Source organism: Pseudomonas piscis (genome assembly GCF_009380155.1).
GTDB classification, from domain to species: domain Bacteria; phylum Pseudomonadota; class Gammaproteobacteria; order Pseudomonadales; family Pseudomonadaceae; genus Aquipseudomonas; species Aquipseudomonas piscis.
In genome coordinates this window covers 599,368-620,077 of the sequence record NZ_WHUV01000004.1, presented here as the reverse complement: position 1 = coordinate 620,077, position 20,710 = coordinate 599,368, and the positions used below count along the sequence as shown (strand labels likewise).

Genomic DNA, 20,710 nt, shown 5'->3' with positions numbered 1-20,710 from the left:
CTATTTTTTGGCCAGGTAATGGCATTTCGTCCTAGCTCTACTACCTTCACATAGCGAAATAGTTACATGTTCATAGCTGCCTGATTGCGAATCGACTCGTTTGGAATCACGGGCTGTCACGGGCTGTAGTGCAGCAGGAAAGGGAGAGCCTTCATGAACAGTCGCGTCACTATGGGTCTGGCAGGACTTCTTTTGGTCGGTGCGGTGTTTTTCGGGTATTGGGGCCTGGTGCTCAGCCGTCAACCCGAGCCCGCTCCAGTCGCAGCGCCACCACCCACTCCCAGCACCGTCGTCGAACAGACCGCCAGCACTGCCGAGGACCAGACGCGCCAGCCGGTGGTGGTGCTGGTACACGACGTCCCGCCGTTCGTGCCCCTGGCCGCCAGCGACCTGGCCCTGGAAAAACTGCGCACCGCCCCGTCCGGCAGTCTCAGTGCCATCGATCAGGCCGTGGGCAGAATCCCCTGGCGTCAGCTGAGCGCCGGTACCTGGCTCAACGAGCAGAGCTTCACCAGTGGCGGCGCCCTGGCCCGGATGATCCACAGCGACGAGCGCGCATTGGCGGTGGCGGTCGACGAGGTGATCGGGGCTGTAGGCCAACTGAGCCCCGGCGACTATGTGGACGTCCTGCTGTTCTTGCGCCAGGACAGCGCCAACCTGCAGCAGTCGGCGCAGATCGCCGTGCCGGCGATCCGGGTGTTGGCCGTGGGCGAACAACTGGGCCTGACCAACGATGGCCAACCGGGCAACGCCCTGAGCAACGACGAACGACTCAAGCAGGACCAGCACCGGATCAACGCCCGCACCGTGGTCCTGGCCGTGCCCGAGCAACTGCTGAGCCGGATGATGCTGGCCACCCAGGTCGGCGTGCTGCGCCTGGCAGTGCGCAGCAGCGAGGAGCAACGCCTGGCCCACTACTGGGCCGGCAACGAAGAGGCGGTCGAGCACCTGGATGCCGCCAGCAGCAACCTGTTCCAGTTCACCCAACTGGCCCTGGGCCGCGCGCCCCGCAGCCCCACCGTCCAGGGCGCCGCGCCACGACCGGCGGTGGAGGTGATCCGTGGCAACCAGGTCACCCAACAGACCCCCTGATTGAGCAAGGATGCAATACATGCGCAGTCGTTCCACGCCGACCTTCATCGCCCTGCTGGCCCTGGGCCAACTGTTCTGGAATCCGGTCCAGGCCGCTCCGGCAACGGGCTGCTCGGGCCTGGCCCCGTTGCCCGGGGTATTGGAAGTCGGTGAAGGCTTGCAACAGCAGCTGCAATCGCCGGTGGCGATCACCCGGCTGGCAGTGGGCGACCCGAAGATCGCCGATGTCCAGGCCACCGGCGACCGAGCCTTTCTGCTCACCGGCATGGGCCCTGGAGCCACCAGCCTGATGGTCTGGACCGCCTGCTCCAGCACCCCGCGCCAGAGCATGGTGTTCGTCCAGGGCCGGGCCAGCGCCGAGATGCAGGCGGCCCGCGTATCGAGCAGCGCTGATGCGCCGCTGCCCAGCCAGGTGCAGACCGATATCCGCTTCGTCGAGGTCAGCCGCACCAAGCTCAAGGAAGCCAGCGTCTCGCTGTTCGGCCGCGGGCACAATTTCCTGATCGGCTCGCCGAACACCGTTCCGGTCACCAGCAGCAGCTCCGGCAGCACCACGCCCGTCTTCGGCAGCATTCCCCTGAACAATGACTCGTTCAACATCGGCTTCGGCGGCGGCCGGGTACTGACCCTGATCAACGCCCTGGAAGGCAGCGGTTTCGCCTATACCCTGGCCCGCCCGAGCCTGGTGGCCCTCAATGGCCAGAGCGCGAGTTTCCTCGCCGGGGGCGAAATCCCCATCCCGGTGCCCAGCACCGGCAGCAACAGCGTGACCATCGAATACAAGGAGTTCGGCATCCGCCTGACCCTGACTCCCACCATCGTCGATCGCGGGCGCATCTCGCTGAAGGTCGCCCCCGAGGTCAGCGAGCTGGACTACAGCAACTCCGTGGCCATCGCCGGTACCCGGGTGCCGGCCCTGACCATCCGCCGTACCGATACCAGCATCTCCCTGGCCGACGGCGAGAGCTTCGTCATCAGCGGCTTGATCAGCACCCGCAACAGCTCCCAGGTCAACAAGTTTCCCGGGCTGGGCGACCTGCCGGTGCTCGGCGCCTTCTTTCGCGACAACTCCATCAGCCGCGAAGAACGCGAACTGCTGATGGTGGTCACTCCGCACCTGGTCCAGCCCCTGGCGGTGGATGCCAAGCTGCCGGCCCTGCCCGGCGAACGCTTGCGCAACTACGATCCGAATTTCTATCGCATGTTCTTCCTCGAGAACGGCAACTTCGATAAACGCAGTGGGCTGTCGCAATGAGCCAGAACCAGAACCTGAGCCAGACCTTCCTCGCCATCACCCGCAACAGCACCGACCTGGAGTGGTTGCAGGGCGCCCTGGCGCCCCTGGGCCAAGTGGTGGGTGCCGATGGCAGCCTGGACGAGTTGCTGGCGCTGGTGGACGTGACCTGCGCCAACCTGGTGTTCGTCGGCCTCGACCGCGAGCACGTGGTGGCCCAGGCGGCGCTGATCGAGGGTGCCCTGGAGGCCAAGCCGATGCTGGCGATCGTCGCCCTGGGCGATGGCATGGACAACCAGCTGGTGCTCAACGCCATGCGCGCCGGGGCTCGCGATTTCGTCGCCTACGGCTCGCGCTCCAGCGAGGTCGCCGGGCTGGTCCGGCGCTTGAGCAAGCGCCTGCCCGCGGTCACCCCCAGCACCCAGTTGGGCGGCCTGACCGTGCTCTACGGCGCCCAAGGCGATGGCGACGGCGCGCTGCTGGCGGGGCATCTGGCATTGGTGGTGCAGAAGAGCGGCCAGCAGACCCTGCTGCTGGACCTCGGACTACCCAGGGGCGACAGCCTGGCCTTGCTGGGCCTGGAGAGTTCGTTCCACTTCGGCGATGCCCTGCGCCACCTGCGCCGCCTGGATACCACCCTGATCGACAGCGCCTTCACCAGCGCCGAGGCCGGGTTGCGGATCCTCGCCTACGCCAGCCACGACGAGCCCCTGGAACACACCAGCGCGGCGGAGCTGTACATGCTGCTCAGCGCCCTGCGCCAGCATTTCCAGCACATCGTGGTGAACCTGGTGGGACAACCGGACAGCGAGGCCCTGCGCACCTTCGTCAGCCACTGCGACAAGCTGCTGTGGTGCACCGACCAGAACGTGCTCGACTGCCGGCGCAACCTGGAGGTGCTCAACCACTGGCGGGAAAAGGGCATGAAGCTGGAGCACGCGCGCCTGTTGGTGGACCGCTACCTGCGCTCGGTCGCCCCGGACTCCGACACCCTGGGCAAGACCTTCGGCCTGGAAGTGATCGCGGTACTGGCGTTCAGCCCCGAGCTGCGCCTGAACGCCAAGAACCAGGGCGTCACCCTGTTCGAGCTGGGCCCGCGTGAACAACTGACACAAGCCCTGCGGACCCTGGGTGAACGCCTGGCCAAGCGTTCCCAAGGCCTGCCCCAGCCCAAGGCCGGCTGGCTCAACCGGATCATGGGGGGCCGATGAGCGGAGAAAAACTCTTTGGCGCGTCGAACCGCGCCAGCGGCAACGCCGACCACGAAGGCCTGAAGCTGGTCCTGCATCGCTACATCATCGATGCCATCGAGGAGTCGGGAAAGAACCTGCTGGAAAGCTCGCGGCAGAACCTCTCGCAGTTCGTCACCGACAAGGTGGCCGAATACATCGCGCGCATGCACCTGGCCATTTCCCGCTATGAAATGGAGCGCCTGGCGGAGGAGATCGTCGATGAGCTGACCGGCTTCGGCCCCCTGGAAGTGCTGCTGCGCGATCCGGCGGTGACCGAGATCCTGGTCAACGGCCCGCACCGGGTCTTCGTCGAACGCGACGGAGTGCTGCACCAGAGCGACCTGCGCTTCATCGACGCGCACCACGTGGAGCGCGTGATGCAACGGATCCTTGCGCCATTGGGCCGGCGCCTCGACGAGTCTTCGCCGATGGTCGATGCGCGCCTGCCAGACGGCAGCCGGGTCAACGCGATCATTCCGCCGATCGCCCTGGACGGCCCATGCCTGTCGATCCGCAAGTTTCGCAAGGACATGCTCAAGAGCAGCGACTTGATCGCCATGCAGACCATCGACCAGGCGATCTTCGAGTTTCTCCAGGACGCGGTGGGCAAGCGCTGCAACATCCTCATCAGCGGCGGTACCGGCACCGGCAAGACCACCTTGCTGAACATCCTCAGCCAGTTGATCAATCCCCATGAACGCCTGGTGACCATCGAGGACGTGGCCGAGCTGCAACTGGGACACCCCCATGTGGTGCGCCTGGAAACCCGTCCGCCCAATGCCGAGGGCCATGGCGAGGTCAAGGCCAGCGACCTGATCCGCAACGCCCTGCGGATGCGCCCGGACCGCATCATCCTCGGCGAGATCCGCGGCGTGGAGGTGCTGGACGTGCTGACGGCGATGAACACCGGCCACGACGGCTCCATGAGCACCGTGCATGCCAACAATGCCCAGGATGCCCTGCTGCGCCTGGAGACCCTGGTGGGCCTGACTGGTCGCCACGTCGCCGAGCGCACCCTGCGGCAGATGATCTGCGCGGCCCTGGACGTGGTGATCCAGCTCAGCCGCATGCCCGACGGCCGTCGCTGCGTCAGCGAGGTGGTGGAAGTGGTGGGCATCCGCGACGACATCTACGTCACCAATACCCTGTTCCGCCTGGATCGGCGCACCGGCTTCGGTTTCCTGCGCGAGGCGCTCAACCCCGCCGGGGACAAGCTGCGCCGGGAAATCGGGCTGGGCCTCAACTGAACCGCCGGGGGTGAGCCATGATCGCGCTGCTGCTGACCCTGATCTGCCTGATCTTGCTGGGGCTGTCCGGCTGGTTGTTCTATCACGGCGTACGCAAGACCGAGCGCGAGCGAGTACTCAGCCGCCTGGCCGAAGGACAGCCCGACCAGGCACCACCCCCCAGTTCCTGGACCGGCCTGGAACGCGCCTTCATCCGCGCCGGCCTGGGCCAGCCCGGCGAACGCCTGGGGTTGTGGCTGGCAGCCTGGGCCCTATGCATGCTGCTGGGCTATCTGCTGGCCCACTGGTTCGGCCTGCTGGGCGGTGCCCTGGGGCCACCCATACTGCTGCGCCTGTACGTCAGCTGGCGCTACCAGCGGCGGATCAAGCGCATGATCGAACAGCTGCCGCCCTTGCTGGACCACAGCGTGCGCAGCCTGAAATCGGGGCGGACCCTGGCGGATGCGGTACTGGGGGCCATCGAATCGAGCAGCGACCCACTCAAGCAAGCCATGGGCCGGGTGCAACGCAACGTACAACTGGGGGTCAACCTGCCGGAGGCGGTCAGCGACTTCGCCGAATTCTACGAACGGGACGAACTGCGCATGTTCGCCCTGGGCCTGAAGGTCAACCATCGCTACGGCGGCAATGCCAGCGAGCTGCTGGAGAACCTGATCAAGTTGATCCGCGAGCGCGAGCAAGGGGCCCGGCAATTGAGCGCGATGACCGGGGAAACCCGCATGACCGCCTGGGTCCTGGGCGTCTTGCCGTTGCTGCTGGTGGGTTACTTCATGTTCACCAATCCCGGCTACATGCTCGGCATGTGGCATGACCCCTCCGGGCAGAGGATGCTGATCACCGCCGTGTGTTTGCAGATCGTCGGCTGCCTCGCGCTGTGGCGCATGCTGAGGAGTATCTGAAGTGTTGCTGCTAGCGGCGCTGCTGCTGTTCCTCGGAGCCGCGCTGTTGCTTGGCAACATCGTGCTGGAGCAACGCCGGCGCGAGCGCCAGGTCACCCAACGGCTACAGGGCCACATGACCCGCGACAGCCGCCTGGGCAGCTGGCTGCGCCAGCTTGGCGAAAGCCGCTTCGGCCAACGCGCGGTGAGCATGGACAGCGAGACCCAGATCCTGCTCAACCGCCTGGGCTGGCGCCGCGCCAACCAGCGTTCGCTGTTCGCCGCCCTGCAACTGGCCACGCCACTGGTGGTGGTTTGCCTGACCCTGTTCATCCAGGAAGTGGCCTACCCCAACACCGCCAACAAGTGGCTGTTGCCGATGCTCTCCGCCGGCGCCGGCTACCTGCTGCCCAAACGCGCCCTGGCCTACTTCGCCCTGCGCCGGCAGAAACACATTGCTCTGGAGATCTCCACCTTCATTCCACTGCTGCGCATCCTGTTCGAATCGGGCATGGCCGTGGAACAGGCGCTGCGGGTGCTGAGTACCGAGGCGCAGAAACTGCTGCCGGAGCTGACCCATGAACTGCGCCTGGTCCTGGCACGGGTCGACTCGGGCCTGGAGCTGGGCCACGAACTGAACCAGACCGCAATGCTGCTGGCGGTGGATGAGTTCACCGACACCTGCGTGATCCTCCAGCAACTGATCCTGCAAGGCGGTGGTGCGATGAAGTCGCTGCAAGCGCTCAAGCAGTTACTGGATGACCGGCGCCTGACCCGCCTGCAGGAATACATCTCGAAAATGTCGGCCAAAATGTCGGTGGTAATGATGCTGTTTCTCTTCCCCGCACTGTTGATCGTCCTGGCCGGGCCAGGCTTCACCGCCATCGCCCGGGCCTTCGCGTCCTAGAGGAAACCTGATGAAACCACTGATCGCCATCACCTGCCTGGCACTGCTGGGCGGTTGCGCCAGCAACGGCCAGGCGCCCTGGGCGGCCCTGACCAGCTCCAGCAGTTGCGCCAAGCTCAGCTCCGAACAGGAACTGACGGTGAACCTGGCCGACGACATGACCAACGATGGCAAGCTGTACGCCGGCCTGGCCAACCTGCAGAGCCTGCCGGACAACCTGGCCGAGGTCCGGGTGCGCAAGGCCCGGGTCTACCGCTTGCTGGGCCGCAGCGAAGCCGAGCCGCTGTATCGCAGCCTGCTGGGGTCATGCCTGGCGGCCGAAGGGGAACACGGCCTGGGCCAGCTGGCCGCCGCCCGGGGCGACAACAGCCAGGCCCAGGCGCACCTGCAACGGGCCGCCAGCCTGGCGCCGACCAACGAGAAGATCCGCAACGACCTGGGTGTGGTCTACCTCAACCAGCTACGACTCGAAGACGCCCGATTCGAGTTTCTGACCGCCATCGAGCTCCAGCAGTCCGACCCCTTGGCGGCCATCAACCTGGTGACCCTGTTGCTCTACCAGGACAACTGGCAGCAGGCCTCGCAAGTGGTCAGCCGCGCACGCCTGAACCCACAGCAGTTCGCCCAGGCCCAAGCCCGCGCCGAAGAACTCAAGACCTCTGGAAAACCCGTCGCCAGGGTGACCCAGGTGGCCAGTGGCGCGGCCAGCCTGCAACCCGACGCAATACCCGCCAAGGAGCGCTGAAGATGAAACTGTCCATGCTCTGCTGCCCCCTGCTACTGGCCCTGCCCCTGGCGGCCCAGGCCATCGACCCCGGCCCGGCCTCGCCCCAGCAGCAGGAGACCGAAGGCTGGCTGCTGCTGCAAAGCCGTAACCTGCAGGCCTCGCCACAACCACAGACCGCCACCGCCCGCGAACAGGAACTGGCGCTGCAGCGCTGGCTGAAGAAATACCAGTACGAGATCCCGGACTTCTACAATCCGGATGCCGGCGGGAAGATCAATAACAAGTAGCTGGCAAGGCATCGCCTGGCGCCGCACAGGCGCCAGGGATCAGTGCTCGGTGACGCGCTGGCGCAGGCCCGAATTGCTCGGCGACAGGGCCAGGGCCAGTTGCGTGCGGTTGTGCATGTGGGTCAGGCGCAAGACCTGGGAAACATAGAGCTTGACGGTGTTCTCGGTGATACCCAGCTCGCAGGCGATCTGGTAGTTGGTCTGGCCCTTGCCCACCAGGCGAGCCACGTCCAGCTGGCGGGGCGAGAGCTGGTGGAAGATCGTCGGGATCTCGACGGTATCGGCTTCGGCCCCTGGCTCACCCTGGGTTCCAGGGTCGGCGGGGCTGCGCCGGACCTTGTCCAGGTCCTGGTAGAGATCGTCGATGGACTCCGAAAGAAACTGCAGCTTCTGGTTCAGTTGCCCCAGGTGCAGGTTCTTCTGCCGCTCCTGCAAGGCGGCCTCCTGGCGCCGCAAGCCTTCGAGCAGCTCTGCCAGGTCGATGGGTTTCTGGTAGTAGTCGGCCACTCCTACCCGCAGGGCCTTGATCACATCCTGCTTGTCGGATTGGCCAGTGAGCATGATGGCCTCGAATACCCGGTGCTTGCCGGCGATGCGTTGCAGTTCCTGCACCAGCTCGATGCCGTCCAGGTCGGGCATGTGCAGGTCGAACAGCACCAGGGCGATCTCCGGATCCCTGGCGAAGCTGTCCACCGCATCGCGACTGGACTGGCAAGGCACGCAGCGATAGCCGCTGCCCTCCAGGAACTCGCAGAGTTCCTCGACGATCAGGGGTTGATCGTCCACCACCAGCACTTTCATCTGTGAAGTGAGCTTGTTCACGTGTTACTCCGTGCGGGCCCGGCGCCGACCGGCCACTCCTGTGTGCCTCGCATGATCCAGGCCGCTGAACTAGAACCTAGACCTACTTTCCGACTATGTACATAGCGTTAAACGGCCCGGCGACTAATGGGCCACCATCACAGTTAAGACCATTCCAGCCAGGACAAAAGGCGCGAAGGGATATTTTTTTGACGGCCGCGAAGGCTCCTCCCGGACAGGTGGCCCAAGTGCCTGTCTGGCCAACCTGCAAAGCCGGACAAACAACCACCAGAGTCCGCTGCATAGCCCGGCGCCGATGAACGCGCCCAGCAAATGCTGGAGATCGGAGGCCAGGCCCAGGGCCGCCATGAGCTTCACATCCGCCGCCCCCATCTTGCCCATGGCATACCCGGGCAGAGTCAGCGCCAGGGCTACCACCAGGGCCCAGCCCCCTTCGGCGGGCGGTGCTCCCAGCCAGGTGCTGCCGGCCCACGCCAGGTACAGCGCCGCCAGCACCACAGCGCCCAGGGTCAGGATATTGGCGATCCGCCGTTGGCGCAGGTCCTGCAACGCACAGAGTGCCAACCAGCTCCACAAAACCAAGAAATGCATCGGCCAGAACAGTCCCTTTCGGCGGATTGATCCTATGCTCAATGGACATAGTGGTTGTCAGGGTAGACGCACTCATGAAACCGGGCCTCCCTAGAAAACAGAAAGGCGCTGCGGCAATCGAGTTCGCGGCGGTTTTCGTGATCTTTTTCGCGGTGTTCTACGGCCTGGTCACCTACAGCGTGCCGCTGTTGATGATGCAATCCTTCCACCAGGCCACCGCCGAGGCACTGCGCCAGGCCGTCAAGGTCGACCCCAATACGCCCAACTACGCCACCACGGTGCAGAACCTCGCCCTCGCCGTGGTGCAGGCCCAGACCAGGTGGATTCCGCCCGTCTTCAACTTCGGCGCCAACGACTACAGCGCGACCTACAGCGGCGGCGTACTGACCGTCAGCGTGAGCTATCCCATCAGCAAGCTGAACCGGGTGATGCCCCAGGTGGTGCTGCCGGTGATCGGCCCGGTGCCCAGCCTGCCCAGCAGCCTGTCCGTTCAATCGAGCCTGCAATTTTGAGTCCCGGCGACAAGCTCTTCGGGCGTTTCCTCGGCCGCCCGCCAGCGGCCAGCGACCCTGCGCCAGAGCCCCCTATCCAGAACAGCGGCTTGCTGCTGGTCCTCGATGCGTCAGCAAGGGTGCTGAGCATCACCGGGCCTTTGCGCCACGCCCTGGCACAGTTGCCGCCCAGGGCCGAGCCGACCCGACTGGTCGACTACGTGATACCCGCCAGCACCCTGGCCCTCGAAGGCGGTCCCGCCGACTGGAGCGGCCAGGTGCTGGACCTGCAATTGCGCGGGCTCGCCGGCCAGGTCCTGTACCTGCGCGGTTGGGTCCAGCAGCAAGGCGCAAACTGGCATCTGCAATTGCTGGACATCGGCGACCTGGTACAACAACGCCAACAGACCCTGTGCCGCGAGCGCAGCCAGATCTTCGCCGCCCAGAGCAGCGAACAGATCCGCCAATGCAGCCTGGTGCGCCTGCCGGAAGTACTGCACGACCTGCTCGCCGACCTGGCCCATGCCTGGCATATCCCCTGCCTGGGCCTGGCCTTGTTGGACGAACAGGAGCAAGGCTGGATGATCCACAGTTGCTACCACGCCCACGACGCCCCGCACCTGTGGCAAGACGGCCAGCCCCTGGGCAGCGGCCTGGACAGCCTAAGCGGCAACACGCCACTGCGCCTGAACCAGATCCACGGGCTGAACGAACACCCACGCCTGCAAGGCATCTTCGCCCACCGCGAAGGTTGGCTGGTGCCCTACCGCGACGACCATGGCGTAGCCGCCTGGCTGCTGTGCGGCGGCTACGCCGTCCAGCGCCAGGCGCCGGAGTTGCTGGAGCGCGACTGGCTGATGCTCACTGCGGCCCTGGCCGGACCACTGCTCGGGCGCCTGCGCGAGCACCGCCATCATTTGCAGATGGAGCGCCTGGATGCCCTGCAGGGGTTGCTGGGTGCCGGCTGGTGGGAGCTGTTCCCGGCCACCGCCGAGGTGCAGCTGGCCAGCCAACTGGCCGCCAGCCTGCACTTGGCCGAGGGCCATGACCGCCTGGGCCTCGAGGCCTGGCTGGAGCTGTTCCACCCGGCCGATCGCGCCGAGTTGGCCAGCCGCCTGCAAGCGTTGCAATTGGGCAAGCCATTGCTGCTCAGCGTACGCCTGCACCATGGCGATCCTGCCGGCGCGCCACTCTGGTATCGCCTCCAGGGTCAGGTCCTGGGTCGGGGAGAGAGCCAGCGGCTGGTGGGTTTCATGCTGGATATCAGCGACATCAAGAACCAGCAGCAACAAGCCGCAGCAGCCCACGCCCGGCTGGACAACCTGATCGCCAGCTCGCCAGCGGTGATCTACGTCCAGCGCTACGTCGAAGGCGCGCTGCAACCCAGTTTCTTCAGTGCCAGCCTGCAACCGCTGCTGGGCTGGGGCCTGGAGGACTGCAACGACGGCAAGCTGGTGGAATGGGTGCATCCCGAAGACCACGACCTGTACTTCCAGCGCTGCCGGCAGTTGCTGCGTGAAGGCAACGTGCATACCCGCTACCGCCTGCAAGACAGCCATGGCGCCTACCACTGGGTGCTGGACGAAGCCCGGCTGCTGCGCGACGACCTGGGCCTGCCGGTGGAAGCCGTGGGCCTGTGGCTGGACGTCACCGAGGCGACCCTGGCCGCCGAGCAGGTCCGCCAGAGCGAGGAGCGCTACCGGATCCTGGTGGAAGACTCGCCGGCGATGATCTGCCGCTACCGCCCCGACCTGACCCTGACCTTCGGCAACCGGCCCCTGGCGGCCTACCTGGAATGCGCCGCCCAGGACCTGCCGGGCAGCAACCTGGGCCAGTGGCTGTCCACTGAGCAGCGTGAGGGGTTCGAGCGGCGGATCAAGCTGCTGAGCCCGGAATACCCCGTGAGTACTGCCGAGATCAACTTGCAGCTGCCGGGCCGCGAGCATGCCTGGTGGGTGTGGTCCGATCGCGGGGTGTTCGACGACCAGGGCCAACTGCTGGAGGTCCAGGCCGTGGGCCGCGACAACACCGAGGTGCGGCGCTCGCAGCAACAGCTGACGCAAAGCGCGAAGATGGCCACCCTCGGCGAAATGGCCACCGGCCTCGCCCACGAGATCAACCAGCCGCTGAACGTGATGCGCATGGCCATCGTCAACGTGCTCAAGCGCCTGGGTAACGGCGACGTGCAAATCGACTACCTGACCGACAAGCTCAACCGCATCGACGCCCAGGTCCAGCGCGCGGCGCGGGTGGTGGATCACATGCGGGTGTTCGGCCGGCGCTCGGAGGTGGAGCAACAGCCCTTCAACCCGTCCCAGGCCATCGAGGGCACGCTGTCGCTGCTGGCCGAAGGCATGCGCGGCAAGGGCCTGGACCTGCGGATCAGCGAGCTGGGCTTCGAAGTCCAGGTCATGGGGTTCGTCGACCAGCTCGAGCAGGTGCTGATCAACCTCTTGGTCAACGCCCGGGATGCCCTGCTATCCAGGCGCCAGGCCCAGGGCGACTTCAAGCCGTGGATCTCGGTGCATGGCCAGCGCGACGAGCAGTGGGTGCGGTTGTGGGTCGAGGACAACGGCGGCGGTATCGACCCGCGCTTGCTGGAACGGATCTTCGAACCCTTCTTCACCACCAAGCCGGTGGGCGTGGGCACCGGGCTGGGCTTGTCGGTGAGCTATGGGATCATCGAGAACATGGGCGGACGCCTGAGCGTGACCAACGGCCCGGACGGCGCGCGTTTCTGCATCGAGCTGCCGATAGTCCCGGCGGATCAGATCACCAGGTAGGCCTTGCCGGTCTGGCCACAGGTCAGGTTGGCGCCGACCTCGACATCCATGAGGTTGACCCCCAGGCTCGACAGCAGGTTGTTCAGCAAGGGATCCAGCAGCGGGCTCAACAAGTTACTGATCAACGGCGTGATCAGGCTGGTAACGCCATTGACCAGATTTCCCACGCCCGCGATGACAGCCCCCAATGGATTGCTACCCACAGGCTGGTAAACATCCAGACCGATGCCCGAGATCGTTGCCGCCAGGCTATTGACGATGTTGCTCGTCGGCGCCGCATTCTGATAAGCCGGCGTCTGGTTCACATTGGGAGGAACAGGAAAAGGTGTGGCATTGCTGGAGAAGACCAGATCTCGCCCGATGTTCGATCCGGTTTGGCTACGTCCAACCGAACTGTCTACTTTGAGGGCAATGCCTCCAGCCGCAAAGGCAGTGCGAGCTGGGCCACAACTACCGATCCCAAGAATCTTGTGACAGGTCCAGATGCCGAGATCGACGATGGGCAAGGGCTTGACCACCGGAGCCGTCGAGGAAGAGAAGGTAGTACTGGGATCGATCTGACCGATCTTGATGTCGGCAACCGATGAGTTGCTATGCACGGTCAGGCTCTTGGTTCCCGTGGTTCCAGAGGGACAGCTGTAGTTGGTCACATAGGCTTCGGCCCCACCCAGCTCCAAGTTGATGTCGATCTCCGGTGAGGGGAGCAACTTTGGATCGATCTGTTCGCAACCAGCCCCCAGCAGGCATCCCACGGAATTGATCGTGGCCGCAAGGTTGAGGCTCAGCAAGCTGTTGAGCGTCGGCGTCAGCGACCCAACCAAGCCAAGCAATGCGTTGGCCAGGCCCGTCACCCCGGAAAGACCGGTCAGGTTGATAGACACAAGTGTACGTACCTGGGCTGTACGTACATAGATTCGGTTGCTGCCCAACGGATCGGCCATTGCCAAACGAGGATCACCGATGGCTGACAGTTGCGCAGGCTCAATGACCTTGACCTGTACCGTAACGTTTGCCAGGCCCAGGATATTGGCCGGAACGACAGCAGCCACCGCACTGTTGCTGTTGGATAGCTGGATAAAGGCTTGCAGCAGCTGGAACAACTGCACACTGGCATTGAGCGCCGTGCTTGGCAGGCCGGTCTGCAGCTTGAGGATATCCCCCAGCTTCAGCGGTGCGGCATTGAGCGCGGCGATCTGCAGGTTACCCAGGGCGGTGAGGATGTCGGCCGTCGCGCCGTTGGCCTGGACCACGGTGATCGCCGCCTGGATCAGCTTGGTCAGGGTGGTGGTGGTATTGAGCAACTGGGTATAGTTGCCTGCCGCTACGTTGAGATTGATCGCCAGCTGGTCGAGGAAGCTCAAAAGGTTGATGTTGGTATTGAGCAGGCCGTTCCAGCCCACGGCCGTGAGGTTCAGGCTGCCGCCCAGCAAGCCGCCCACCAGTGGATTGAGAATGCTCGACTGCGCGGTGCTGACCGTGCCCAGGGTACTGCGGATGCTCAATTGCGCCACCGGCGGCGTCGGCGCCGCGGCCACTGCCGTGGCACTGAGCTGGGTGGTGAGGTTGATCGGGCCCGGAGAGAACAGCGCGACGACTCCAGCGGCCACGCTGATGGGCACGGTGTTGCTGACGATCACTCGTACCGCCACCGCTTGCGTGGGGTTGACGGTGAAACTGCGCAGGCCGTTGGCGCCGGTGACCAGGGTGCCGCAGCTGGCGGCCAGGGTGCTGCTGCCGGCAGTAGGAGTGAAGCCGTTGCGAGTGGCGTTCTGGTTGGCATAGGCGGCGGCCGTCAGGCCGGCCTGGCAGGTGCCACCGCGACTGACCGCCTCCAGGGCCGCATTGTCGGCTACCCGTTGCAGCTTGCGTTGTTCCAGGTACAACCGGCCGCTGTCCACCACCAGCAGCATGAACACCAGCGCCAGGCCAAAGGTGACCGCCGCCATCAGGCCGATGGCGCCACGCTGGCGGGCAGGACCGGAAAACCGCTTGAGGGGAGACATCGAGGCACTCCTTTACCGACTTGCAACCCTGGGGCTGCCTCCATCGATGCCAAGCAGTGTAGTCAAGCTCCGCCACCAGCGCTGGCAAGGTGCCAGCCCGGCTGACTGACGGCGCCGCGCCCCGGCGCCCGGGGCGACGCCAGGACGCCATGGGTCTAGCGGGGCGGGTAGTTCTGCAGGATGCGCGTCACCGTGGCACGCACTGCCGAGGCCCGGTCGGCGGGGTTGGGCGAGCTGCTGAGCAACTGCTCGTCACTGCCGCGCCATACCAGCTTGCCGTCCTTGCCATCGAGCAGATCCACCTGGATGGTCGCCACCTTGTAGGTGATGTTGCGGGTCTCGTTGTACGCAGGCCCACCCCAGTAGCCATTCCACGGGCCGCCCCAACCGCCGCCATAGTTGGTGGTGACCTGCTGCTGGCGATCCTCGACGATCAGGTAGGCCTGGACATCCAGGTCAGCCCGGGCGCCACCTCGAGCCGGACGCAGGCCGCGCTGGTCCAGTTGCTCGGCCACGGCCTGGCGAATGCGCTGCTCGGTGAGATCGCTCCTGATCCGCGGATCATCGGGACGGTACTGCAGCGCGGGTTCCTTCCAGCTCCAGCTGCGATAGGCGCCAAAATCCCTGCTGGCGTCGAAATCATGGTTCACCTGGTTGGCGGCACAGGCGCTGAGCAAGGCAGCACAGGCCAGTAATGCGATTCGATGGAACATGTCGTATCTCCGCTTGAAATCAGGACACCGGCCTAGCTGGGAGGATAGGCCGCCATGGCCTTCTGCACCGCTTCGCGCAGTGCATCGGCGCGCTCGCCCAAGGAGCCTTTGCTGCTGGTCTCGGCACTGGCGCTCCATACCGGCTGGCCATTGCCGGCGTCGTACAGGTCGACCCTGACCACCACCACTTCCACTTCGTAGGTACGCACCACCGGTACGCTGCCGTACATGCCGTAGCCCGGTCCGTAGCGGTGATAACGATCGTAGCGATCGTAGCTGCCGTAACCGCCATAGCCGTAGTCCTCCTGGACCTGGCGCAGGCGTTTTTCCAGGCGCAGGTCGGCACTGACCCACAGGTCCGCCGGGCGGTTGCCATGCAATGGGCGCAGGCCTCGCTGGTCCAGGGCGCCACTGACCGCCTCGGCGACCTGCGCCGAATCGGCCCAGGCCGAACCATTGGGCAGGCGGCCGTTGAGCCAGGCCCAGCTACGGTAGCGCCCGTAGTCCCGGGGCGCAGCCGGATAGGCGCTGCGGTCGAAGGTCGTGGCCGCCTGCGGTGGCGCCGGCGGCAGCGGCCTGGAACTGGCGACATAGGGATTGCTGCCTTGGCAGGCGGCAAGGGTCGAACACAAAAACAGCAGACCCAGGCGGCGTTTCATCGAGTACTCCGTCAGACCGGCCGGCACAGCCAATGCAGATAACGCCCAAGCCCGGCGAAACTTGGGTGTCGGCGATGAGCCAGCTCCATCTCCAGCAGATCCGTCAGCTCGGCACGGGACTGGAATTCCACGGGCATGTAGTCGTGGAACACCCGGACCCCGCTCTGGGCTTCGACCCGCCACTTGCCATCAAGTTGCGCCGCCAGCTCGCGAGGATCAAGCGGTTGTTGCGGGGTCAGGCTCTGTTTCTCTCCCGCCATGTCGTTCTTGCGCAACTTGCGAAAATGCCCCTTGAGCAAGTTGCGATAGACCAGCGCATCGCGGTTGTAGAACGCCAGGGACAGCCAGCCATCGGCGGCGGTCAGCTGGTGCAGCACCGGCAGGATCGAATGGGGTTCGGCCAGCCACTCCAGCACCGCATGGCACAGCACCAGGTCGTAGGACTCGGTCAATTGCCCCAGCAGGTCCTGCCAGGGCGCCTGGATGAAGGTGGCCTGCTGGCCGGCCTCGGCGAACCGCTGACGGGCCCCTTCGAGCATCGGTGCGGCGGGCTCGGCCAGAGTCACCTGGTGCCCGTGCTGGGCCAGCCACAGGGACATGTGGCCCAGACCGGCGCCGATATCCAATACCCGCAACGGCCGCTCAGGCAAGGCTTCCTTGAGGTCCGCCTGGAGCACCGCCAGGCGGATCGCCCCCTTGGCGCCGCCATAGATCTTCTCGGCGAAGCGTGTGGCCAGCTGGTCGAAATGCCGATCGCTCATGGGCAGAACCGCCGCTCGCTGTCCGCCAGCTTGCTGCGCACCACCTGGTCCATGTCCAGCCCCAGCTCGCTGCACAACAACAGCAGGTAGAGGACGATGTCGCCGACTTCCTGCCCGGCATGGGCCAGCTTGTCCGCCGGCAACTGGCGGGACTGGTCCTCGGTCAGCCACTGGAAGATCTCCACCAGTTCGGCCATCTCGACGCTGGCGGCCATGGCCAGGTTCTTCGGGCTGTGGAATTGCCGCCAGTCGTTGTGGTCGCGGATGGCGTGCAGGCGTTGGGTGAGTTGCTCTAGGTTCATCGGGGTCTCCTGAAGGCCTATAGCTTCCGGGGGTTGGGCAGCGGACGCAAGCGCGCTTTCATCCGTCCGCGTGCTGCTCCAGAATGCGCACCACCGGCCAGCTTCTATGCTGATGGGGAACTCATCGCCAGCGTTGGCGGCCCAAGCATGAGCTCGGCTGACGCGCCCCTCTCTGATCAGGAAATGCACATGCAGGTAGAAAGCTTCTTCGGATGGCTCGGCCAGGCCATCGGCTCGGCCATTCGTTTCATCGTCGACCTCCTGGGCGGGTTGTTCAACACCCTGACCCATGCCGGCGGCAACTTCGTCGATGGCCTGGCCCGGGCACTGGGCATGGACACCTCGATCGTCAGCATCATCGGCCTGATCATCGGCCTGGTGTTCCTCTACTGGGCGATCCGCGCCTTCATGCGCGCCTCGATCCTGCTGGGCATCATCTGGCTGGTGCTCGGTCTCTGGCTGCTGAGCTGGATCATCCACTGACCCCGACGGCGCCGGGCCTCGGCGCCAACAGGCTGCGCAGCTACAATGCCGGCTCACGCAAGGAGCCCGCATGTCCCCCCTGATCACCGATTGGCGTCACCGCCCCACACATCGTCGCGTCTGGGCCCTGGCCGCGCCGATGATCCTGTCGAACATTTCCGTCCCCCTGGTAGCCCTGGTGGACAGCACGGTGGTGGGCCACCTGCCCCACGCCCATCAACTGGGCGCAGTGGCAGTGGGCGCCAGCCTCTATACCTTCCTCGCCTGGGCCATGGGTTTCTTGCGCATGGGCTCCACCGGCTTCGCCGCCCAGGCCGCCGGCCGCAGCGACGGTGCGGCGCTGCGGCAGATCCTGCTCCAGGGCTTGTTGCTGGCGCTGGGCCTGGCCCTGCTGCTGGGGATCATCGGCGTGCCCCTCAGCGGCGCCGCATTGCACCTGATGCAACCCTCGGCGGACCTGGACCAGATGACCCGGGCCTTCTTCCATACCCGCCTGCTGGGCCTGCCCGCGGCCCTGGCCAGCTTCGCCCTGGTGGGCTGGTTCCTCGGTACCCAGAACGCTCGGGCACCACTGGCCATCCTGCTCAGCACCAACCTGGTGAACATCGCCCTGAACCTGTGGTTCGTCCTTGGCCTGGAATGGGGCGTGGTGGGTTCGGCCCGGGCCTCGGTGCTCGCCGAGTGGACCGGGGCCCTGGTGGGCCTGGCCATGACCCGCCCGGCCCTGCGTGCCTATCCGGGACAGATCGCCTGGGCGGCCCTGCGTCGCTGGCAGAGCTGGCGCCCGCTGCTGGCGGTGAACCGCGACATCTTCATCCGCAGCCTGGCCCTGCAATCGGTATTTTTCCTGATCACCGTACAAGGCGCCCGACTGGGGGACGCCACCGTGGCGGCCAACGCCTTGCTGCTCAATGGCCTCTTGCTCACGGCCCACGCCCTGGATGGCCTGGCCCATGCGGTGGAGGCCCTGTGCGGCCACGCCATCGGCGCCCGCGACCACCGGGCCCTGCGCCGCTCGCTGGTGGTCGCCGGAGGCTGGTCGCTGTTGGCAAGCCTGGGCTTCACGGTGCTGTTCCTCTTGGCAGGGCATCTGTTCATCGAGATGCAGACCGACATTGCCGACGTGCGCCAGACGGCCTTCACCTACCTGCCCTACCTTGCCGTACTGCCGCTGATCGCGGTCTGGAGCTACTTGCTGGACGGGCTGTTCATCGGTGCGACCCGGGCCCGGGAAATGCGCAACGGCATGCTGCTCACCGTGCTCCTGCTGCTGCCTTGCGCCTGGGCCTTGCAGGGCCTGGGCAATCACGGCCTGTGGCTGAGCTTCCTGCTGTTCATGCTGTTGCGCAGCCTGACCCTGGGTGTCTTCGCCTGGCGCCTGGAGCGCAGCGATGGCTGGTTCGCCAGGGCTCATTGAGAGCCAAACGACAAGCATGAAAAAACGCCGTTTCCCAGGCAAGGGAAACGGCGTTTTTCATTGGCCTGAAGGCATCACCAGGGATGCCCCGGCGTCAGGACGACAGGTAGGACGAGCGGGTCAGGCCCAGGCGCAGGGCGTCCAGGAACTGGGTGCGCTCGGCGGCGCTGATCCTGGCGCTGGCCACCTTGTCGCGGTAGTGGGTCATCAGCTCTTCGGGCGACAGGTGCACGTAGCGCAGCATATCCTCGATGGTGTCGTGGGTCTCGATGCCGGCGTGGTACACGCTGCCGTTGGCCCGCTGATAGATGTTCACCGAGTCGGTGTCGCCGAACAGGTTGTGCATGTCACCGAGGATTTCCTGGTAGGCACCTACCAGGAAGATGCCCAGCAGGTAGTCCTCGCCCTCGTTGACCGAATGCACCGGCAGACTGGTCTCGATGCTCTGCTCGTCGACGTACTGCTTGATCTTGCCATCGGAGTCGCAGGTCAGATCTTGCAGTACCGCGCGGCGCAGCGGCTCCTCATCCAGGCGATGCAGCGGCAGGATCGGCAGCACCTGGCCGATGGCCCAGGTGTCCGGCAGGCTCTGGAATACCGAGAAGTTGCAGATGTACTTGTCGGCAAGCTTGTCGTTGAGCTCGTCCAGCACCTGGCGATGGGAGCGCTGGCGAGCCTTCAGCGAGTTGTGCAGGCGCCGGCACACGGCGAAGTAGCACTGCTCGGCCAGGGCTTTCTCGGCCAGGGTCAGCTTGCCGTCGGCGTACTGCGCGGCCACGTCGCTCATGTAGTGGGTTGCGCGCCAGTAGGTCTCGGTGACCATCTCGATGTCGGTCGGACCCAGCAAGTCCACCAGCCACTGCACGGTTTCGGGCAGCTCTTCCTTGTTCTCGATGACCGGCACGTCGTCGTTGTGCTTCTCGACGTCGGTCACCTGCACCACCAGCATGGCGTGGTGCGCGGTCAGGGAACGACCGCTCTCGGAGAAGATGTTCGGATGCGGCAGGCTCTGCGCGTCGCAGAATTCCTTGAGCATGCCCACCACCACGCCGGCGTAGTCGTCCATGTCGTAGTTGATCGAACTGGCGTTGCGCGAGTGGGTACCGTCGTAGTCCACGCCCAGGCCGCCGCCGACGTCGATATGGTCGACCGGCAGGCCGAGGTTGCGCAGCTCGCCGTAGTAGCGGATGGCTTCCTTGAAACCGTGCTGGTAGTCGGCCAGGTTGGCGATCTGCGAACCCATGTGGAAGTGCAGCAGGCGGATGCCCTGGTCCAGGCCGGCATCGCGGAAACGCTCCACCACCGCCAGCAGCTGCGCCGCCGACAGGCCGAACTTGGATTTCTCGCCACCGGTGTCGGCCCACTTGCTCGAAGCCAGGGACGACAGGCGCACTCGCAGGCCGACCTGCGGCTTGACCTTGAGCGACGCCGCTTCCTCGATCACCAGGCCCACTTCGGACTCTTTCTCGATGACGATGAACACGTTGTGGCCCAACTTCTGGCCCATCAGCGCCAGGCGGATGAACTCGCGGTCCTTGTAGCCGTTGCAGACGATGGTGCCGCCCTTGGGCGCCAGGGCCAGGACCGCCAGCAGTTCAGGCTTGGAACCGGCTTCCAGGCCGATGGAGACGTTCTGGGTGGCGATGATGTTCTCGATCACCGCTTCTTGCTGGTTGACCTTGATCGGGTACAGGGCGGTGTACTTGCTCTGGTATTCCAGGCGCGCGATGTTGGCATCGAAGGCACCGGTGAGCTGGCGCACGCGATCCTGGAGGATGTCCGGGAAACGCACCAGCAAGGGCAGGGACAAGCCGCTCTTGCGCAGCTCCGCGACCTGTTCGAACAGATCGATGGGCAAGCTGCCCGGACCATTGGGGCGAACTTCGACGCGACCGGCGTCATTGATCGCGAAATATCCGGCCCCCCAATGGCGAATCCCATAAACACTGCGGCTGTCCGCAACTGTCCATTGGCTGCCATCGTCTTTACGTGTGCGTCGTACGGACATCGAAGTCCCCTATAAAGAAGTCATAGAGCGCCGCCCCGATCCAGGGCCGACGCAGTCTAAAGAATGAAAATGA

At 65.2% G+C, this 20,710-nt stretch carries 20 protein-coding genes; 12 read left to right on the top strand and 8 right to left on the bottom strand.

Translation table 11 applies throughout. The features are described from left to right. The first annotated feature begins 153 nt into the window (after nt 1-153). The 8 genes from cpaB to GDH07_RS24650 are packed head-to-tail and all read left to right on the top strand — an operon-like array spanning nt 154 to nt 7,604. Entirely contained in the window at nt 154-1,092 is a 939-nt protein-coding gene (gene cpaB / locus GDH07_RS24685; RefSeq protein ID WP_152899163.1) for a Flp pilus assembly protein CpaB, read from the top strand. A 19-nt stretch (nt 1,093-1,111) separates the two neighbouring features. Then, nucleotides 1,112-2,347, top strand: coding sequence for a type II and III secretion system protein family protein (locus GDH07_RS24680; RefSeq protein WP_152899162.1), 1,236 nt, complete (start codon nt 1,112-1,114; stop codon nt 2,345-2,347). Beyond that, nucleotides 2,344-3,537 carry a CpaE/TadZ family protein gene (locus tag GDH07_RS24675; RefSeq protein WP_022642087.1) on the top strand — a complete coding sequence of 398 codons (1,194 nt, stop codon included), beginning with the start codon at nt 2,344-2,346 and terminating at the stop codon, nt 3,535-3,537. Before GDH07_RS24680 ends, GDH07_RS24675 begins: the two co-directional genes overlap by 4 nt. Further along, entirely contained in the window at nt 3,534-4,805 is a 1,272-nt protein-coding gene (locus GDH07_RS24670) for a TadA family conjugal transfer-associated ATPase (protein WP_053132208.1), read from the top strand. The genes GDH07_RS24675 and GDH07_RS24670 overlap by 4 nt, the downstream gene beginning before the upstream one ends. Nucleotides 4,806-4,822: 17 nt before the next feature. After that, a complete protein-coding gene (locus tag GDH07_RS24665) occupies nt 4,823-5,704 on the top strand; it encodes a type II secretion system F family protein (RefSeq protein WP_152899161.1) in 882 nt (293 codons plus the stop codon). Nucleotide 5,705: 1 nt separating this feature from the next. After that, a complete protein-coding gene (locus tag GDH07_RS24660; protein ID WP_343038329.1) occupies nt 5,706-6,590 on the top strand; it encodes a type II secretion system F family protein in 885 nt (294 codons plus the stop codon). 10 nt (nt 6,591-6,600) lie between these two features. After that, entirely contained in the window at nt 6,601-7,335 is a 735-nt protein-coding gene (locus GDH07_RS24655) for a tetratricopeptide repeat protein (protein ID WP_152899160.1), read from the top strand. A 2-nt stretch (nt 7,336-7,337) separates the two neighbouring features. Continuing rightward, nucleotides 7,338-7,604 carry a DUF3613 domain-containing protein gene (locus GDH07_RS24650; protein WP_152899159.1) on the top strand — a complete coding sequence of 89 codons (267 nt, stop codon included), beginning with the start codon at nt 7,338-7,340 and terminating at the stop codon, nt 7,602-7,604. Nucleotides 7,605-7,643: 39 nt separating this feature from the next. Here the strand turns inward: GDH07_RS24650 and GDH07_RS24645 are convergent, their stop codons facing one another. Further along, entirely contained in the window at nt 7,644-8,426 is a 783-nt protein-coding gene (locus tag GDH07_RS24645; protein ID WP_282878930.1) for a response regulator, read from the bottom strand. A gap of 123 nt (nt 8,427-8,549) precedes the next feature. After that, nucleotides 8,550-9,017, bottom strand: a complete 468-nt coding sequence (locus GDH07_RS24640; protein WP_022642080.1) for an A24 family peptidase — start codon at nt 9,015-9,017, stop codon at nt 8,550-8,552. 74 nt (nt 9,018-9,091) lie between these two features. Here GDH07_RS24640 and GDH07_RS24635 point away from each other — a divergent pair, with 74 nt between their 5' ends. Then, on the top strand, nt 9,092-9,529 hold the full coding sequence (locus tag GDH07_RS24635) for a TadE/TadG family type IV pilus assembly protein (protein WP_152899158.1): 438 nt from the start codon (nt 9,092-9,094) through the stop codon (nt 9,527-9,529). Beyond that, nucleotides 9,526-12,291: an ATP-binding protein gene (locus GDH07_RS24630; RefSeq protein WP_152899157.1), complete on the top strand. Its 2,766-nt coding sequence runs from the start codon at nt 9,526-9,528 to the stop codon at nt 12,289-12,291. Before GDH07_RS24635 ends, GDH07_RS24630 begins: the two co-directional genes overlap by 4 nt. Here GDH07_RS24630 and GDH07_RS24625 read toward each other — a convergent pair. From GDH07_RS24625 to GDH07_RS24605, 5 genes are all read right to left on the bottom strand, one after another. Further along, nucleotides 12,276-14,294, bottom strand: a complete 2,019-nt coding sequence (locus GDH07_RS24625; protein ID WP_152899156.1) for a pilus assembly protein TadG-related protein — start codon at nt 14,292-14,294, stop codon at nt 12,276-12,278. The genes GDH07_RS24630 and GDH07_RS24625 overlap by 16 nt on opposite strands. 155 nt (nt 14,295-14,449) lie before the next feature. Further along, nucleotides 14,450-15,007 (bottom strand): DUF4136 domain-containing protein, encoded by a 558-nt coding sequence (locus GDH07_RS24620; RefSeq protein ID WP_022642075.1) that lies wholly within the window; start codon nt 15,005-15,007, stop codon nt 14,450-14,452. A gap of 32 nt (nt 15,008-15,039) precedes the next feature. Continuing rightward, nucleotides 15,040-15,666 carry a DUF4136 domain-containing protein gene (locus GDH07_RS24615; RefSeq protein ID WP_022642074.1) on the bottom strand — a complete coding sequence of 209 codons (627 nt, stop codon included), beginning with the start codon at nt 15,664-15,666 and terminating at the stop codon, nt 15,040-15,042. An 11-nt stretch (nt 15,667-15,677) separates the two neighbouring features. Continuing rightward, nucleotides 15,678-16,427, bottom strand: a complete 750-nt coding sequence (locus GDH07_RS24610) for a methyltransferase (protein WP_022642073.1) — start codon at nt 16,425-16,427, stop codon at nt 15,678-15,680. Next, the gene (locus tag GDH07_RS24605; protein WP_022642072.1) at nt 16,424-16,729 is read right to left on the bottom strand and encodes a MazG-like family protein; all 306 of its coding nucleotides are present in this window, start codon (nt 16,727-16,729) and stop codon (nt 16,424-16,426) included. Before GDH07_RS24605 ends, GDH07_RS24610 begins: the two co-directional genes overlap by 4 nt. Nucleotides 16,730-16,918: 189 nt before the next feature. On the opposite strand from GDH07_RS24605, the gene GDH07_RS24600 reads away from it, so the two are divergent. Continuing rightward, on the top strand, nt 16,919-17,212 hold the full coding sequence (locus GDH07_RS24600) for a hypothetical protein (protein ID WP_022642071.1): 294 nt from the start codon (nt 16,919-16,921) through the stop codon (nt 17,210-17,212). A gap of 70 nt (nt 17,213-17,282) precedes the next feature. After that, the gene (locus tag GDH07_RS24595; RefSeq protein ID WP_152899155.1) at nt 17,283-18,629 is read left to right on the top strand and encodes an MATE family efflux transporter; all 1,347 of its coding nucleotides are present in this window, start codon (nt 17,283-17,285) and stop codon (nt 18,627-18,629) included. A gap of 94 nt (nt 18,630-18,723) precedes the next feature. On the opposite strand, the gene speA is transcribed toward GDH07_RS24595, so the two are convergent. Continuing rightward, the gene (speA, locus tag GDH07_RS24590; RefSeq protein WP_031320800.1) at nt 18,724-20,637 is read right to left on the bottom strand and encodes an arginine decarboxylase; all 1,914 of its coding nucleotides are present in this window, start codon (nt 20,635-20,637) and stop codon (nt 18,724-18,726) included. Nucleotides 20,638-20,710: the final 73 nt, after the last annotated feature.